Source organism: Deltaproteobacteria bacterium, from assembly GCA_030654105.1.
Lineage (GTDB): Bacteria > Desulfobacterota > SM23-61 > SM23-61 > SM23-61 > JAHJQK01.
Genome location: JAURYC010000035.1, coordinates 1 through 16,103, shown reverse-complemented (window position 1 = coordinate 16,103; position 16,103 = coordinate 1). Strand labels below are relative to the sequence as shown.

Sequence of the window (16,103 nt, the reverse complement as noted above, 5' to 3'; positions counted from 1 at the left end):
GGTTCTGGATGGAAGGGCCGTCGCTCAACGGATAAAAGGTACGCCGGGGATAACAGGCTGATCTCCCCCAAGAGTCCACATCGACGGGGAGGTTTGGCACCTCGATGTCGGCTCATCGCATCCTGGGGCTGAAGTAGGTCCCAAGGGTTCGGCTGTTCGCCGATTAAAGCGGTACGTGAGCTGGGTTTAGAACGTCGTGAGACAGTTCGGTCCCTATCTGATGTGGGCGCAGGATATTTGAGAGGAGCTGTCCTTAGTACGAGAGGACCGGGATGGACGAACCTCTAGTGTACCAGTTGTTCCGCCAGGGGCATCGCTGGGTAGCTATGTTCGGAAAGGATAACCGCTGAAAGCATCTAAGCGGGAAACCTACCTCAAGATTAGATATCCCTTTCCGGTGGCGACACCGGAGCTAAAGACCCCTTGTAGACTACAAGGTTGATAGGCCAGAGGTGTAAGTCCAGAAATGGATTGAGCTTACTGGTACTAATGGGTCGTGCGGCTTGACCATAATCCTTGTTTCAGTTCACTCTCTGCAAATATGAAATTGTCCTTTTTTTGTTTTTCGGTGGCGATAGCGGAGGGGCCACACCTGTTCCCATCCCGAACACAGAAGTTAAGCCCTCCAGCGCCGATGGTACTACATGGGTAACTGTGCGGGAGAGTAGGACGCTGCCGAAAATTATTCCAACCCTTCTTCGTCAACCGAAGAAGGGTTTTTTTTTGTCATCCTTCGCTTTTCATGGATTTAATGTCTTTATTTCTTTACCAATTTTTATCTTGGCCTAGCCGCGAAGGAGGTTGGACAAGACAAGCTGTGCTTCCCGTGGCCCAGGGGGACTGACGAGCCAAAGAACTTCCTACCCCGCTCTGGGGATAATTGAAAAGACTCCTAACATCTTTAAAAAAAATGGGTGGAGATGGGCATTTTTTTTTGGTTTTGCAAACCGTGGGTCATTGTGTTATAAATAGCAGATGAAAAAATAACAGAGGGAGATCAAGCCGATGTCCGGTCATTCAAAATGGAGCACAATCAAACATAAGAAGGGCGCGGCGGATGCCCGGCGGGGCAAGATATTTACCAAAATCATTAAAGAGATTACTATTGCTGCGCGTATGGGGGGAGGAGACCAGACCGGTAATCCCCGTTTAAGAAGCGCGATCCTGGCGGCTAAGGCGGAAAACATGCCCAAAGAAAATATTGAAAGAGCCATAAAGAAAGGCACCGGGGAACTTCCAGGAGTATCGTATGAAGAAGCCACCTTTGAAGGGTATGGACCCGGAGGAGTAGCGGTACTGGTGGAAATCCTATCCGATAACCGCAAACGGACGGTGGCGGACATTCGGCATATTTTTTCCAAGAACGCGGGAAATCTGGGAGAAGCCGGATGTGTTTCCTGGATGTTTGATAAGAAAGGGTTGATCGTTTTCGAAAAAGATAAGGTAGATGAAGAGAAACTGATGGACCTGGCTCTGGAAGCGGGAGCCCAAGATGTTCAGGAAACAGATAAAGAACATGAGGTGATTACAGAACCAGCCGACTTTGAACGGGTGAAGAAGCAATTATTGGAGAAGGCCAAACTTATCCCTACGTATGCCGAAATCAGCATGCTCCCTCAATCCACGGTACGGCTGACCGGCAAAGAAGCCCAGCAGATGCTTCGTTTGATGGAAAGCCTGGAAGATTCGGAAGACGTCCAACACGTCTACGCCAATTTTGACATTCCGGACGAAGAGATGGAAAAAGTTAGTGTTGAATAGAACAAAACCCTCCCTGGAGTCCATAATCTCTTCGCCGAAGGGAAAAGAGATACGCATCATCGGTGTGGATCCAGGATTGGGAGCAACGGGGTTCGGGTTGATAGCGATGGGCAGCGACGGGGCGATTCTCTACCGCGGAAGCGGAGTAATTCGTTCTCCGGCTACCCTTTCTTTTCCCCAGCGTATCCAGCGCATTTATCGGCGCCTGGCGGAAGAAATTAAAAATTATACCCCCCACCTGATGGCGGTGGAACAGCCTTTCTTTGCTAAAAACGTAAGAAGCGCCATGCTCCTGGGACAAGCAAAGGGGGTGGCCATTTTGGCTGCAGCCGAAGCGGGTGTAGAGGTGCATGAATACAGTCCTCTGGAAGTCAAGCAAGCCGTCGTTGGATATGGAAGAGCAGCCAAGGAACAGGTTCAGGCCATGATTTACTCCCTCTTGCATCCACCCAAGAATTTGAAGGCGGATGCTGCGGATGCTTTAGCTGTGGCGCTATGCTTGGCTCATTCTTTTTCCTGGAATAATTCGTTGCGCCTCTTGGCTGCGCAGAAATCTCCCGCCGGAACCCGATGGAAAGATCAAACCGGAGATTGGCTTGAGGGACGTGGATGATCGCCCAAATCCGGGGCCAGTTGATCCAAAAAAGTCCAGGTTTGGTCATCGTAGAGGCCAATGGGGTCGGGTTTCAGGTTTATGTTTCCCTCAATACCTTTTACGACCTTCCTGAAGTAGAACAGCCCGTGCGGGTGTACACCTACACTCATGTTCGGGAGGACGTCCTGCAGCTTTATGGTTTTTCCACTCTATTGGAAAAGGAAATCTTTCAGATCCTCATCGGTGTTTCCGGCATCGGGCCCAAGTTAGCCCTTAATATTCTCTCGGGAATATCTGCGCCGTTGCTCATAAGATCACTCGGTTCAGGAGATTTGAACCGTTTGTTATCCATCCCGGGGGTGGGGCGTAAAATGGCCGAACGGATGATTCTGGACCTCCAGGAAAAAGTGCAAAAACTTGAATCCCGTGTTTCCCTTCCTCCCAAGAGTCATCTTCCAAGGGATGAAATGACCGAGGACATCGTTTCCGCTTTGGTGAATCTCGGATACAAAAAGGGTCAGGCCGAAAGTGCGGCGGAGAACATTCTTCAGCAAAGACCAGGGATAAAATTGGAAGAAGCGCTCAAGGAGAGTTTAAGAGTTCTTTCTAAGAGTTGAGGATTATGACGGGCAAACAAGATTGGGTCAAGATGGCGGATGATAGTTCGGAAAAATCTCCTCTAACGAAGCGCGGAGTTCAGCCCGAGATCAATGAAGAAGATTTACGCTATGACGTCAATCTCCGTCCCAAATGCCTGGATGAGTATATCGGGCAGGAGGAGGTCAAGAATAATCTACGCGTTTACATCGAGGCCGCAAAAAAGCGAGGGGAAGCATTGGACCATGTCCTTTTTTGCGGACCTCCTGGACTGGGAAAAACAACCTTGGCTTACATCATCGCCGGCGAACTGCGGGTGAATCTAAAAGGCACATCGGGGCCGGTGATTGAACGACCAGGAGATCTGGCTGCCATCCTCAGCAATCTCCAAGAACATGACATCCTGTTCATTGATGAAATTCATCGCCTGAACCATGTGGTGGAGGAAATCCTCTATCCGGCAATGGAGGACTTTCAAATCGATATCTTGATTGGGCAAGGCCCAAGTGCCCGTTCGATCAAATTGAACATTCCTCCTTTCACCCTGGTGGGGGCAACCACCCGGGCGGGTCTGCTGACTTTCCCACTGCGCGATCGTTTCGGGATCAATTTCCGCTTAGAGTTCTATTCCCCCCAAGAGCTCACGAGGATTTTACTGCGTTCGGCCCAACTCTTAAATATGGCCATCGACCCCTCGGGAGCCGAAGAAATTGCCAAGAGATCGCGCGGTACTCCCCGAGTAGCCAACCGATTACTCCGGCGGGTTCGGGATTTTGCCCAGGTGTGGGCGAAGGGCAGGATTAACCAAGCGGTGGCCGATCAAGCCTTAAAGCTTTTGGAAGTCGACGAACGGGGACTGGATAAAATGGACCGGAAGATCCTTTTAACCATTCTGGAAAAATTTAACGGAGGACCGGTAGGATTGGATACCCTGGCTGTGGCCGTGAATGAGGAAAAAGACACCATCGAAGACGTCTATGAACCGTTCCTGATTCAGGAAGGTTTTCTGGACCGGACTTCGCGAGGGCGTAAGGCTACCCTCTTAGCCCAGGAACATCTGAGAAAGAACGTGCCGAACTTTCACCAAGAACGACTTTTTTAAGAATTTTCTTGAGGACGGAATGGCTGAACAAGGGAACACAGTGCGTAGGTCAGAGCAAAAGAATCCAGCGGGAAGGACCAAGTTTATTTTCATTACCGGCGGAGTCCTTTCCTCTCTGGGAAAAGGTCTGGCTGCGGCTTCGATCGGTGCTCTGTTGGAGTCGCGCGGATTAAAAGTTACCCTGCAAAAACTCGACCCCTACATCAACGTGGATCCAGGAACGATGAACCCTTTCCAACATGGGGAAGTTTTCGTTTTGGATGACGGGGCGGAGACCGATTTGGATCTGGGCCATTATGAAAGATATACCTCAGCCCGCCTCACCCAGCGGAATAACTTCACCACCGGCCAGATCTATTATTCGGTGATCACCAAAGAAAGAAGGGGAGATTACCTCGGAGGGACGGTTCAGGTGATTCCCCACATCACCGATGAGATTAAACGGAACATCCTCGCCATCTCGGACGATGCGGATGTGGCCATCATTGAAATCGGGGGTACGGTAGGCGATATTGAAGGCCTTCCTTTTCTGGAGGCCATCCGCCAACTCAAAACAGATCTGGGACGAGAGAATTCCCTTTACATCCACCTTACTCTTGTTCCCTACATTAAAACTTCAGAGGAATTGAAAACCAAACCCACGCAACACAGCGTGATGAAATTACGGGAAATCGGCATCCAGCCGGACATTTTGATTTGCCGCACCGACCAGTTCCTGCCCCCGGAAATCAAGGCCAAGATTGCTCTTTTCTGCAATGTAGACAAAGATGCGGTGATCACAGCCAAGGATGTAGAGTCCATCTATGAAGTCCCTTTATTCTTTCACCAAGAAGGGCTGGATGATAAAATCGTTCAACTGCTGAATATCTGGACGCGTTCCCCGCGTCTGGAAAAATGGCAGGAAATCGTTAATGCGATCAAAAATCCCCGGGGGGCGGTGGATATTGCCATTGTAGGGAAATACGTTAATTTGAAGGATTCTTATAAAAGCCTGAACGAGGCATTGATCCATGGAGGAATTGCCAATCGCTGTAAGGTAAACCTGCATTACGTAGATTCCGAGGCGGTGCAGAAAGATGGGGTTGAACCATTCTTGCAAGGCGCTGACGGAGTTTTGGTCCCGGGCGGTTTTGGGGAGCGGGGGATCGAGGGAAAAATCATGGCCGTGAGATACGCCCGGGAAATGCGGGTTCCTTTTTTGGGAATCTGCCTGGGGATGCAGCTGGCGGTCGTGGAATTCGCCCGCCATGTTTGCGGCCTGGAAGGGGCCAATAGCAGCGAGTTTAACGCCGGGACGGCCCACGCGGTAATCGCCCTCCTGCCCGATCAGCAGACCATCGTTGACAAAGGAGGTACGATGCGGTTGGGGGCCTATCCTGCTGTTCTGAAAGAGGGATCCCTCGCCAACCAAGCCTACCAGGATAAGCAAATTTCCGAACGTCATCGCCATCGCTACGAGGTGAATAATAATTATCGCGAACTTTTAGCGGAGAAGGGCTTTATATTCAGCGGATTATCTCCTGATGGGCAATTAGTGGAGATCCTGGAATTAAGGGATCATCCCTGGTTCTTAGGTTGCCAATTTCATCCGGAGTTGAAATCAAGACCCCACACTCCCCACCCCTTATTTCGCGAATTCATTCACGCTGCCTTGAAAGAGAAAAGGAAGAAGCGGAGAAAGAACGTGTGAATACTCTTCCCTTGACAGCAGTGAAAGAAGTTTCCATTGGGCCCGTAACCATCGGCGGGAAAAAACCTTTTATTCTCATTGCCGGCCCTTGCGTAATCGAGTCAGAAGCCCTGTGCCGGAAGACTGCCGAAGCATTGACCGATCTGACCCGGGCCTTGAAAATTCCTTTTATCTTTAAATCCTCTTATGACAAAGCAAACCGGAGCAGCTTGAAATCATTCCGGGGGCCCGGGTTAAAAAGAGGGTTAGAAATTCTCCAACGCCTAAAGCACGACCTAGGCATTCCCGTTCTTTCGGACGTGCACCGGTTTGAGGAAGTGGAACCAGCCTCTCAGGTTCTCGATGCCCTGCAAATTCCGGCCTTCCTCTGCCGGCAAACGGATTTTGTGCTGGCTGTGGCCGGGACGGGGAAAGCGGTAAACGTCAAAAAAGGACAATTTTTAGCACCCTGGGATATGCGCAATATCATCGAGAAGATACAATCGAGCGGAAATGATTCCATCCTCCTTACCGAACGGGGGACCTCCTTCGGTTATCATAACCTCGTGGCCGACATGCGTTCTCTGGTAATTATGCGGGAGATGGGGTATCCCGTCGTGTTTGACGTAACCCACAGCCTCCAACTTCCGGGTGGGCAAGGGTCTTCCTCGGGTGGGCAACGGGAATTTATTGCCGCCTTGGCCAGGGCCGCTGTGGCTGTTGGGATCGACGGCCTGTTTATGGAAGTTCATCCCGACCCGGCAGAAGCCCTTTGCGACGGACCCAATTCCCAATCTTTGGATGAATTAAAGCCGCTTTTAGAACAACTCTTAGCAATCGACCGGATCATCAAAAATCCGCAGAGCGCATAGGGCAGAGCGCAGAGCGTTTAATGAACTATCCTATCCCTTGTCTTCCCTTTTCTTCATTCAAGTGACCTTGAAGTATTCCAAAATTAACCTTTACACCTCCTTAGCAGAGTGATAGAATGATTGCGAAAATGGGTGGCTGGGAAGTGAAGTCAATGAAAAATCTGCGCTTTCTCCTGGGAGTGATTATTGTAGGCAGTTTATGTCTGGTGGCCATAATGACTTGGCGCACCCTCCCTCCTCCGCAGGGGAAAAAAGCTCCGGTAAAGGAGCCAGCCATTGCCGCTGACCTGCAATTAAACCGGGTGAAATATACCGAGACCCGCGAGGGAATCAAAGAATGGGAATTAGAGGCTGCCTCGGTCCGTTATTTTGAGGATGAAAATACGTTATTTTTCGAGCAAGTCAAAGCAACTTTCTTCGGAAAGAATCAGGAAACTTACGTTCTCGTAGGAAAGCGGGGAAAGATCAATACCCAGACCAAAGCCTTAGAGGTTTTTGACGGCGTGAAACTTGATTCCAGCGATGGGTACCAGATGCAGACCCAAAGCTTGAAATATCAAGCGGAAAGAAGGGAGTTGATGACATCAGATCCCGTAGAAATGAGCGGGCCCCAACTACGGGTACAAGGAACTGGTTTAATTGTGGAACTCAACCGCCAACGCATGAAAGTTCTAAAACAGGTTACCACGACCTTTTTCCACTCAACCCAAGAAACTTCAAGGGGATCCTTGTAAAATGGTTAGAGTAACTCGGTTCATCCCGTTCCTTATTTTCCTCACCTTTTTGTTGTCCTGGGCATCCAGTTGGGGCTCGGAGAAAAAACCTATTCCCCTTGGGAAAACAGGAAAAGGGGATATCCGCGGATCCGATCAGCCCCTGCGAATTAGCTCCCAGGCCCTGGAAGCTGATAATAAAAATCAGGTTATCATCTTTACGGGAAACGTCGTGGCTAAACAGGGGGAGTTGACCATTCATGCCGACGTAGCCCGAGTGTATTATGAAAAGAAAGAGGAAGGCAATGATGTCCGGGAGATCGTGGCCTCAGGCAATGTGAAAATTTATCAGGGGGATCGCCTCGCTACAGCGCAGAAAGCTGTGCTGAACAACCGGGAGCAAAAAATTGTTCTCACGGGGCAGCCAAAGGTGTGGCAAGGAAAGGATATGGTCAGCGGTGAAAAGATCATTGTCCTTTTGGACGAAGATAAAAGTTTTGTTGAAGGCGGACCTGATCGACGAGCAGAAGTTATCCTCTATCCCAAAAGTGAACAACTTCCAGGAAAGGGAAAACCGTGAACCCCGTCCCTACTTTAATAGCCCGGGGACTGAAAAAACAATATAATGGGAAATGGGCCGTGGATTCTGTGGATTTGGAATTCAGGGCGGGAGAGGTCATCGGCCTTTTAGGGCCCAACGGAGCAGGAAAGACGACGACTTTTTACATGATCGTAGGCCTCATCAAACCGGAAGGAGGACAGGTCTTTCTCGCGGGAGAAGAAATCACCCAAGCCCCCATGTATCTGAGAGCCCGAAAGGGGGTCACCTACCTTCCCCAGGAACCATCGGTTTTCCGCAAACTCACGGTAGAAGAAAACCTTCTGGCCATTCTGGAGACGTTGGATCTTTCTCCGGAAGAAAGGGAACGGCGCTTGACAGGGCTTCTGGAAGAACTGAGACTCTCGGCGTTGGCCAAAAGGAGAGCTTTTTCCCTTTCGGGAGGAGAAAGGAGAAGAGTCGAGATTACTCGTTCTCTGGTTACCTCGCCCCTATTTATTCTCTTAGATGAGCCTTTTGCGGGAATTGATCCACTGGCGGTCGTAGATATCCAAAATATCATCTCCCATTTGAAAGCCAAAGGGATCGGAGTCGTCATTTCGGATCATAACGTAAGAGAAACTTTAGGGGTGTGCGATCAAGCCTATATCCTGAATGAGGGCAGGGTTTTGGAACGCGGAACTCCGGAGGAGATCGCCCAGAGCCGGCAAGCCCGCGAGATATACCTGGGGGAAAAATTTCAATTTTAAGTTCAGAGTTCAAAAGGTCGCCAGGGTAAGGTTGAAGGAGAAGAAAGTTAAGCAAAGCGCGGGACCGCCGATGTTCGAGATAGAGGGTTTGCGTCTGCCATGGCTTTAGAGCTTCGCCAGAGCCTTAAGCTTACTCAGCAGCCCATCATGACGCCGCAACTGCAGCAGGCCATAAAACTCCTGCAGCTATCGCGGATGGAATTGATGGATCTGGTTCGGCAGGAGGAAGAGGAGAACCCGATTCTTGACGAAGTGGTTATGCCCAGCTCCGAGACCGAACCATTGGAGACCAATTATGAAACCCTTCCTGCTTCCCCTTCCGAGGTCAAGGAGACCCGGGAGGAAGATGAAATGCCAGCCATGGATTGGAGGGCAGAGGGGTTTTCTTCAGGTACCAAAAGGGTTGACGAAGAAGAGGATCGTCCCACCTTTGAAAATTTTTTAACCAAGAAAGCCACCCTGTATGATCACCTTTTGTGGCAAATTCGGCTGAGTAATTTCGACGAAGAAGAATGTTTGATAGCCACGGTGATTATTGGCAACCTCAATGAAGATGGCCTGCTTCAAGGATCCCTGGAAGAAATTGCCGCTCAATCCGGGTTCGATCTGGCGAATATGGAAAAAGTGATCCAGAAGGTTCAAACCCTGGAACCCCCTGGGGTGGCGGCGCGGGATTTGAAAGAATGCCTGCTCTTGCAGGCTCAGCAAATTTATCCAGGTGAGCTTCTGGTGCAGAAGATCATCCAGGGCCATCTTGACCATTTGGCCAAAAAAAATTACCAGGCGATTGCCAAGGAATTGGGAATCCAGGTAGAAGAAGTGGTGCGAGCCACACGACTGATCAATGAACTCGATCCCAAGCCTGGCAGGGGTTACAGCGACGAGAACATTCCTTACATTATCCCCGACGTCTACGTTTACAAAATCGGAGAGGAGTACGTAGTCGTGCTCAACGAGGATGGTATGCCCAAGTTGCGCATCAACCCTTATTACCGGCATATTCTCAGGGAACAGGTTCAATCCGCCGGGGAAGCCAAAGAGTACATCAACGAAAAAATTCGTTCGGCCCTATGGTTGATCAAATCGATTCATCAACGCCAGCGAACGATTTACCGGGTGACCAAGTCGATCGTCCGCTTTCAGCGAGAATTCCTGGATAAAGGCGTGGCCTATTTAAAGCCCATGGTTCTCAAAGACGTAGCCATGGACGTGGAGATGCATGAATCCACCATCAGCCGGGTGACTTCGAATAAATATGTCCATACCCCCCAAGGCATCTTTGAGTTAAAATATTTCTTCAATAGCAGTATCAATACCGTTCGAGGAGAAAATATCGCTTCCGAAAGCGTCAAAGAGAAAATTCGTGAAATTCTGTCCAAAGAAGACCCCCAGAGACCTTACAGTGACCAAGAACTGGTGGAACTTCTCAAGAAACAGGATATTTTGATTGCACGCCGAACCGTGACCAAGTATCGCGAGATACTTGGGATTCTCTCTTCAACCCGGAGGAAGCAAATCATCTAAAAAATTTTATACGCGGATGAACGCAGATCGTCAAAATTTTAGAGAGGAAATTCCTTTCAAAGCAGAGAGATGAAAAATGTGCGCCCGTTTGCATTGAAGCGCAATGGAGGCACCCAGCATGCAAATTTCAGTTACTTTCCGCAATACGGAATCGAAGGAAGTCTTGCGGGAATATGTGCAGGAAAAACTTTCCAAACTAAAGAAATATATGGACTCGCCTTTAGAAGCCAACGTCGTTTTGACTGTAGAAAAGCACCGCCATATCGCCGAAATTACCCTGGTAGCGAACCGGATTACCATTAATGCCCAAGAAGAAACCGAGGATATGTTTTCAGCGATTGACCGGGTAACGGATAAGTTGGAGAGGCAGGTTCTCAAATACAAGGACAAGATCAGACGGCATAAAACCAATTCTTCCTTGCCGGAGTTGAGCTGGCGCATGGATGTCTACTCCGCTGACAGCTTTGAGGAAGGGGAAGAGCCGAAAGTCGTCAAAAGCAAGAAGCTCTTGGCCAAGTCCATGTCCGTTGAGGAAGCGGCCATGCAGATGGACCTTATGAATAATGAATTTTTAGTTTTTACTAATGCCAACTCGAGGAACCTCAACATCATCTACCGGCTAAAAGATGGAAACTACGGTTTAATCGAACCTCAGGCCGATTGACCCCTTTGGCCCCGCCTTCCTTGGCACGGGGGGAATAGGAGCCGATAACCTGCTCGAGGCTTGGTTAGGCAGTTTCAATCTCTGGGCACAATCTTTTCTACCCCAGAGAAATTCCCTAGAAGAAAAGGGTAAAAATCAGGAACTATGAAAATATTAGACATCTTGGATAAACAAATGATTATTCCCCAACTTGCCTCCACGAGTAAAGAAGGAGTTTTGAGGGAGTTGATTCGAGCCATTGCCCACGTGGAAAAACAGGTGGATGAAAACCGGTTGATGGAAATTTTACTTGAACGAGAAAGTCTGGGAAGCACGGGAATCGGAGAAGGAGTCGCTATCCCCCATGGGAAAAGTAAAGATGTCAAAAGAATCCTTGCCTCCTTCGGGAGAAGTCTTGCCGGTATGGATTTCCAAGCCATGGACGGAAAACCGACTCACCTGTTTTTTCTTCTCGTGGCCCCGGAAAATTCCGCAGGGACTCATCTGAAAGCTTTGGCTCGAATCTCGCGCCTGATGAAAGATAACGTCTTTCGAAAACGCTTGATGGAGGTGAGCTCTGGGGAGGAGATTTACTCCCTTTTTTCCGCTGAAGACGAAATCGTTTGATCGGGAGGATGCGAAAATTCCTTCGATTGGTCCTGGTTAAAAGGGTCCCATCCTGGACCCGGATATCCCCCCGCTCCAATTCTTAGGCATGGGAACACCAGAATTGAAAAACCTTCGCCTTGTCGTTATTACCGGATTATCGGGATCAGGGAAGAGTACGGTGATTCGAGTTTTAGAGGACATGGGGTTTTTCTGCGTGGATAATCTACCCATTGCTCTTCTCCCCAAACTCATCGAATTGCGTTCCGCCTCCCTGGGAGAGTATTCGCGGGTCGCCTTGGTAATGGACCTGCGCGAAAAGGAATTCCTGAAAACATATCCTGAGGTTTTTCGCCAGCTGAGAGAAAAAGGGTATCCGCTGGAGATTCTCTTCCTGGAAGCATCCGACGAGGTGTTGGTTCGAAGATACAGTCAGACGCGGCGTACCCATCCCCTGGCCGAGGGTTGTGGCGTAAGGGAAGGAATTCAAAAGGAACGGCAGATGCTGGCTGGCCTCCGCGCCATGGCCACCTTGGTAATCGATACCTCGACCTACAATGTCCACCATTTGCAGGGAGCCATCCGGGAAATCTTTGAACAGAAACCCAAAGGTCGGAGAATGAACTTGACTTTCCTATCCTTTGGTTATAGCCGCGGGATCCCTCAGGAGGCGGACCTGGTGATCGACGTCCGCTTTCTACCCAATCCTTATTTCGAAGAGGAGCTTAAAACCCTCTCGGGAACGGACCCCCGAATTGGCGACTACCTTTTCCAGTTTGAAGAAACAAAGGACTTCGTGGCCCGCTTCCACAGCTTCTTGGCATATTTGTTGCCGCTTTACGAAAGAGAAGGTAAAGCCTACCTAACCGTCGCTGTGGGATGCACGGGAGGAAGACATCGTTCAGTGGCCATCGCTGAAAAGTTAGGAAACCTTTTCCATGAACAATTTCCCGTTAGACGGCGACATCGAGACCTGGAAATTTCCCTGTAATAGGTCGGTTCTCGGACAGGCATGAATGAAAGAGGGATGGAGGGCTTATGGTCGGTGTTGTTTTGGTTACTCACCCGAACTTGGGTGAGGAATTTGTTCGTTCGGCTGAATTGATTTGCGGGAAATTTTCCAACCTGGCCACTGTTTCTATTGATACCCGGAAAGAGGTAGAAGAACTGCGCAGGGAAATCGCAGCCGCTATCAAGAGCGTAGATCTTGGAAAAGGGGTACTGATCCTAACCGACATGTTTGGGGGGACCCCATCCAATATGAGCTTAGCTTTCCTACAGGAAGATCGGGTGGAAGTTCTCACGGGTCTCAACCTTCCCATGCTCATCAAGATTTCCAATTGCCGGGAAGGCCAGTCCCTGAAGGAATTGGCCAAACTGGCCAAGGAAGCCGGCCAGCGCAATATCAATCTGGCCAGTGAAATATTGCAAAAAAAATCCTGACCTACTTAAGGTAACGAATGGAGAAAGAAGGCTATATTGACATCCGTGAGATGACCGCAGAAGACCTTGATGAAGTCGTCCAGATTGAACGGATGTCTTTTCCCACTCCCTGGTCGAGGGGGCTTTTTGAGCGGGAACGGTTAACGCCGTTCGCCAAAGTTTCCATTGCCCGAGAAATTCACTCGGACCAGGTTGTGGGCTATCTGTGTTTTTGGCGGGTGGCTTCGGAAACCCATATTTTAAACTTGGCCGTACACCCCCGGAGGCGCCAACAGGGAATCGGGACCCGTTTACTTCTTTACGGAATAGATTACAGCCGGAGGAACGGGGTTAAGGAGATTACCTTAGAAGTGCGCCGCTCTAACTACAAAGCCATTTCCCTTTATCGCCATTTTCAATTTCAACCCTGGGGCATCCGCCGGCGTTATTATAGCGACAGCGGGGAGGATGCGATCGTTATGGGGCTGCGCTTGGCTGAACCTTCGTTGACAGCCTTGGTATGAAACCCAAACCTATCAAAGAAGTGAAAGCGCGAATTCAACAACACCGGAGAGTCGGGGTCGATTATTTCCGCCTACGCCTGCTTTGCCCGGAAATCGCCCGCCTGGCCCAACCCGGGCAATTCGTCATGTTGCGCGTCAGCGATTCCAGCGACCCGCTATTGCGGCGGCCCTTCAGTTTTTTCCGGATCTTTCCCCCCCAAACTAAGAAAAGAAAACGGCCGGAAGATGAAGGGGCTCTGGAGATTTGCTACCAGGTCGTCGGCCGGGGAACTTCCCGGATGACCCAGCTTCGGGAAGGGGAACGTCTGGATGTGCTGGGGCCCCTGGGGAAAGGATTCTGGCCAGAAGAAGGTCGATCGCTGGCCATTCTAATCGGCGGGGGAATCGGGGTTGCTCCGCTAGTTGCTTGGGCCGAGCAGCTGCGAAGAGAGCAAGGGAAGAAAAAAAGATTTTCAAAAACTTCCGGCAATTTGAAGGAAGTTCTGGTCCTGATCGGCGGAAAGAGCCGGGATAAAATTCCGGGGATCAGGGAATTCATGAGGATGGGCTTAGAACCTCAAATCGCCACGGAGGATGGAAGTCTGGGATTCCAGGGATTGGCCACTGATTTGTTGGAACGGGAGCTTGTGACGCAGGGGCACAAATCAGCGGCGCTTTATTCCTGCGGGCCATTGCCCATGCTGGCTCGGGTGGCCCAGATTACCGATCAGTTCGACCTTCCCTGCCAGGTTCTCCTCGAATCCCGTATGGCCTGCGGGGTAGGGGCTTGCCTGGGTTGCGCGGTGAAAGTTCGGGATAGGACGTTACGGGGGGCCTTGGAGGATGAAGATGCAAGGGCTCAAGGGGCGGCAGTCCATTTGGAGGATCGATGCGGGGAGGAGATGGCGGGTTCTTGGCGAGAGGGCCTGGCGCCAATAATTGCCGAACCCCCGGCCTTCTTCAGGTATGTCCGGGGCTGCAAGGAAGGGCCTGTGTTCGAGGCCAGGGATATTCTTTGGGAGTGAAAGGGAACGCACGGACCATGAGCCCCAAAACGGATAATCCAAGCCTGCAGGTTAACCTGGGCTCTCTGAAGCTTAAAAACCCTGTAATTGCGGCCTCGGGGACGTTTGGCTACGGGGAAGAATACTCCGGGATCATTCCCCTGGGATCTCTCGGGGCAATCGTCACCAAGGGACTTTCCTTGGAGCCGCGCAAGGGGAATCCTCCGCCCCGTCTGGCCGAAACTCCAGCCGGGATGCTGAATGCCATTGGGCTGGAGAATGTCGGGTTGGAAATATTTCTCCAGGAAAAATTGCCCTTTTTGCGGAAAGCTCGATGCCCGGTATTGGTCAATATTTTCGGAAGTACGGTAGAAGAATATGCCGAATTAGCCAAGAGATTATCGGCGGTAGATGGAATCGCCGGATTGGAAGTCAACATTTCCTGCCCGAATGTGAAAGCAGGGGGTGCAATTTTTGCCGCGGAGCCTAAAACCGTATATAAGGTAATCTCAAAAATTCGTCGAGCCACTTCTTCTTTTGTGATGGTCAAACTTTCTCCCAATGTAGCCGATATCGGAAAGATTGCTCTGGCTGCCGAAGAGGCCGGGGCAGACGCGGTTTCCTTGATCAACACTCTAACCGGGCTGGCCATCGACGTTCAGACCCGAACTCCTGTCCTGGGGAACATTACCGGGGGTCTTTCGGGCCCGGCCATCAAGCCCATCGGCTTGCGCATGGTCTGGCAGGCGGCCCAGGTCGTGCGCATCCCGGTCGTGGGCATAGGGGGTATCGTAACCGCCAAAGATGCCCTGGAGTATCTGATCGCCGGGGCTACAGCTATACAGGTTGGAACTGCCCACTTCATAGACCCCCGGGCCGGCCTAAAAATTATCGATGGGATTCAGAGATATTTGCAGGCCAATAATTTTCCTGACGTGGCTTCCTTGGTGGGAAGCTTGAAGATTAAAAAAGACACAGGGCAACCTACATGAAGTTAGCAGGATTCAGGAATCAAAATCCAATGGTCTCGTAGAAATTCGAAAATCCGTCACTCCTGCGAAAGCAGGAGTCCAGATCTTTTTGCTTTTACTGGATTTCCGCGTTCGGAATGACAGAATTGGAGAAATTTAGATTTCTTATGAATTCTGAATCCTGTATTTTGCTTTTTGATTAGAAGGGGGATGCCATGGAGCTCAAAAGCGTAAAATTGGAATTTCCGGAAGGAGCGAACATTATTGTCGGCCAGACCCATTTCATCAAGACCGTCGAAGACCTTTACGAGGTCATGGTCAGCGCCTTGCCAAAGTCACGCTTCGGCATCGCCTTCTGTGAAGCTTCCGGGGCCTGCCTGATCCGCGTGGAGGGAAATGATGAGGCGTTGAGAAAAGTAGCCCAGCAGAATGCCCAGGCCATTGGCGCTGGCCATACCTTTGTGCTGGTTCTCCTCGATGCCTACCCGATCAACGTCCTCAACGCCATTAAAAACTGTCCGGAAGTTTGTTCCATCTTTTGCGCAACAGCCAACCCAGTGGAAGTCATTATCGCCGAATCCGCGCAGGGACGAGGAATTCTTGGCGTGATTGATGGCTTCTCGCCCAAGGGGGTAGAAGGCCCAGAGGGGGTCCAGTGGCGAAAAGAACTCTTACGCAAGATCGGCTATAAAATTTCCTAACCTCATCGGAGGCCGTCACACATTCGCGTGGAGCCTGTCCACGCCAAAGCGGGGAGAACCAACGCAGTTATACTTTTATCGGCTTCCCGCCCTCATCCAAATAACGGAATCA

General features: G+C 50.4%; 18 protein-coding genes and 2 rRNA genes. All 20 read left to right on the top strand.

The features are described from left to right. A 23S ribosomal RNA gene (locus Q7V48_01420) occupies positions 1-511 on the top strand; the annotation flags it as partial. A 53-nt stretch (positions 512-564) separates the two neighbouring features. Beyond that, positions 565-681, top strand: a 5S ribosomal RNA gene (gene rrf, locus Q7V48_01415). 324 nt (positions 682-1,005) lie between these two features. After that, positions 1,006-1,761: a YebC/PmpR family DNA-binding transcriptional regulator gene (locus tag Q7V48_01410; protein MDO9209400.1), complete on the top strand. Its 756-nt coding sequence runs from the start codon at positions 1,006-1,008 to the stop codon at positions 1,759-1,761. Then, positions 1,751-2,374 (top strand): crossover junction endodeoxyribonuclease RuvC, encoded by a 624-nt coding sequence (ruvC, locus tag Q7V48_01405; protein MDO9209399.1) that lies wholly within the window; start codon positions 1,751-1,753, stop codon positions 2,372-2,374. The genes Q7V48_01410 and ruvC overlap by 11 nt, the downstream gene beginning before the upstream one ends. Beyond that, positions 2,371-2,973, top strand: coding sequence for a Holliday junction branch migration protein RuvA (ruvA, locus tag Q7V48_01400; GenBank protein MDO9209398.1), 603 nt, complete (start codon positions 2,371-2,373; stop codon positions 2,971-2,973). Before ruvC ends, ruvA begins: the two co-directional genes overlap by 4 nt. 32 nt (positions 2,974-3,005) lie before the next feature. Next, positions 3,006-4,055, top strand: a complete 1,050-nt coding sequence (gene ruvB / locus Q7V48_01395; protein MDO9209397.1) for a Holliday junction branch migration DNA helicase RuvB — start codon at positions 3,006-3,008, stop codon at positions 4,053-4,055. Positions 4,056-4,074: 19 nt separating this feature from the next. Next, a complete protein-coding gene (locus Q7V48_01390) occupies positions 4,075-5,745 on the top strand; it encodes a CTP synthase (protein ID MDO9209396.1) in 1,671 nt (556 codons plus the stop codon). A gap of 20 nt (positions 5,746-5,765) precedes the next feature. Then, complete coding sequence (gene kdsA / locus Q7V48_01385) at positions 5,766-6,596, top strand: 3-deoxy-8-phosphooctulonate synthase (protein ID MDO9209395.1); 831 nt, start codon at positions 5,766-5,768, stop codon at positions 6,594-6,596. 116 nt (positions 6,597-6,712) lie between these two features. Next, complete coding sequence (gene lptC / locus Q7V48_01380; GenBank protein MDO9209394.1) at positions 6,713-7,330, top strand: LPS export ABC transporter periplasmic protein LptC; 618 nt, start codon at positions 6,713-6,715, stop codon at positions 7,328-7,330. Position 7,331: 1 nt separating this feature from the next. After that, on the top strand, positions 7,332-7,889 hold the full coding sequence (gene lptA / locus Q7V48_01375; protein MDO9209393.1) for a lipopolysaccharide transport periplasmic protein LptA: 558 nt from the start codon (positions 7,332-7,334) through the stop codon (positions 7,887-7,889). Continuing rightward, positions 7,886-8,617: an LPS export ABC transporter ATP-binding protein gene (lptB, locus tag Q7V48_01370; protein MDO9209392.1), complete on the top strand. Its 732-nt coding sequence runs from the start codon at positions 7,886-7,888 to the stop codon at positions 8,615-8,617. Before lptA ends, lptB begins: the two co-directional genes overlap by 4 nt. A 99-nt stretch (positions 8,618-8,716) precedes the next feature. Further along, the gene (rpoN, locus tag Q7V48_01365) at positions 8,717-10,141 is read left to right on the top strand and encodes an RNA polymerase factor sigma-54 (GenBank protein MDO9209391.1); all 1,425 of its coding nucleotides are present in this window, start codon (positions 8,717-8,719) and stop codon (positions 10,139-10,141) included. A 118-nt stretch (positions 10,142-10,259) separates the two neighbouring features. After that, complete coding sequence (gene raiA, locus Q7V48_01360; protein ID MDO9209390.1) at positions 10,260-10,805, top strand: ribosome-associated translation inhibitor RaiA; 546 nt, start codon at positions 10,260-10,262, stop codon at positions 10,803-10,805. 144 nt (positions 10,806-10,949) lie between these two features. Then, the gene (locus Q7V48_01355; GenBank protein MDO9209389.1) at positions 10,950-11,411 is read left to right on the top strand and encodes a PTS sugar transporter subunit IIA; all 462 of its coding nucleotides are present in this window, start codon (positions 10,950-10,952) and stop codon (positions 11,409-11,411) included. Positions 11,412-11,499: 88 nt separating this feature from the next. Then, complete coding sequence (gene rapZ, locus Q7V48_01350) at positions 11,500-12,381, top strand: RNase adapter RapZ (protein MDO9209388.1); 882 nt, start codon at positions 11,500-11,502, stop codon at positions 12,379-12,381. Positions 12,382-12,428: 47 nt separating this feature from the next. After that, positions 12,429-12,833, top strand: a complete 405-nt coding sequence (locus Q7V48_01345) for a PTS sugar transporter subunit IIA (protein ID MDO9209387.1) — start codon at positions 12,429-12,431, stop codon at positions 12,831-12,833. A 17-nt stretch (positions 12,834-12,850) separates the two neighbouring features. Next, positions 12,851-13,336: a ribosomal protein S18-alanine N-acetyltransferase gene (gene rimI, locus Q7V48_01340; protein ID MDO9209386.1), complete on the top strand. Its 486-nt coding sequence runs from the start codon at positions 12,851-12,853 to the stop codon at positions 13,334-13,336. Further along, a complete protein-coding gene (locus tag Q7V48_01335) occupies positions 13,333-14,340 on the top strand; it encodes a dihydroorotate dehydrogenase electron transfer subunit (GenBank protein ID MDO9209385.1) in 1,008 nt (335 codons plus the stop codon). The genes rimI and Q7V48_01335 overlap by 4 nt, the downstream gene beginning before the upstream one ends. Before the next feature lie 17 nt (positions 14,341-14,357). Further along, positions 14,358-15,311, top strand: a complete 954-nt coding sequence (locus Q7V48_01330; GenBank protein MDO9209384.1) for a dihydroorotate dehydrogenase — start codon at positions 14,358-14,360, stop codon at positions 15,309-15,311. A gap of 194 nt (positions 15,312-15,505) precedes the next feature. Continuing rightward, positions 15,506-15,991, top strand: a complete 486-nt coding sequence (locus Q7V48_01325; GenBank protein MDO9209383.1) for an adenosine-specific kinase — start codon at positions 15,506-15,508, stop codon at positions 15,989-15,991. The last annotated feature ends 112 nt before the right edge of the window (positions 15,992-16,103 follow it).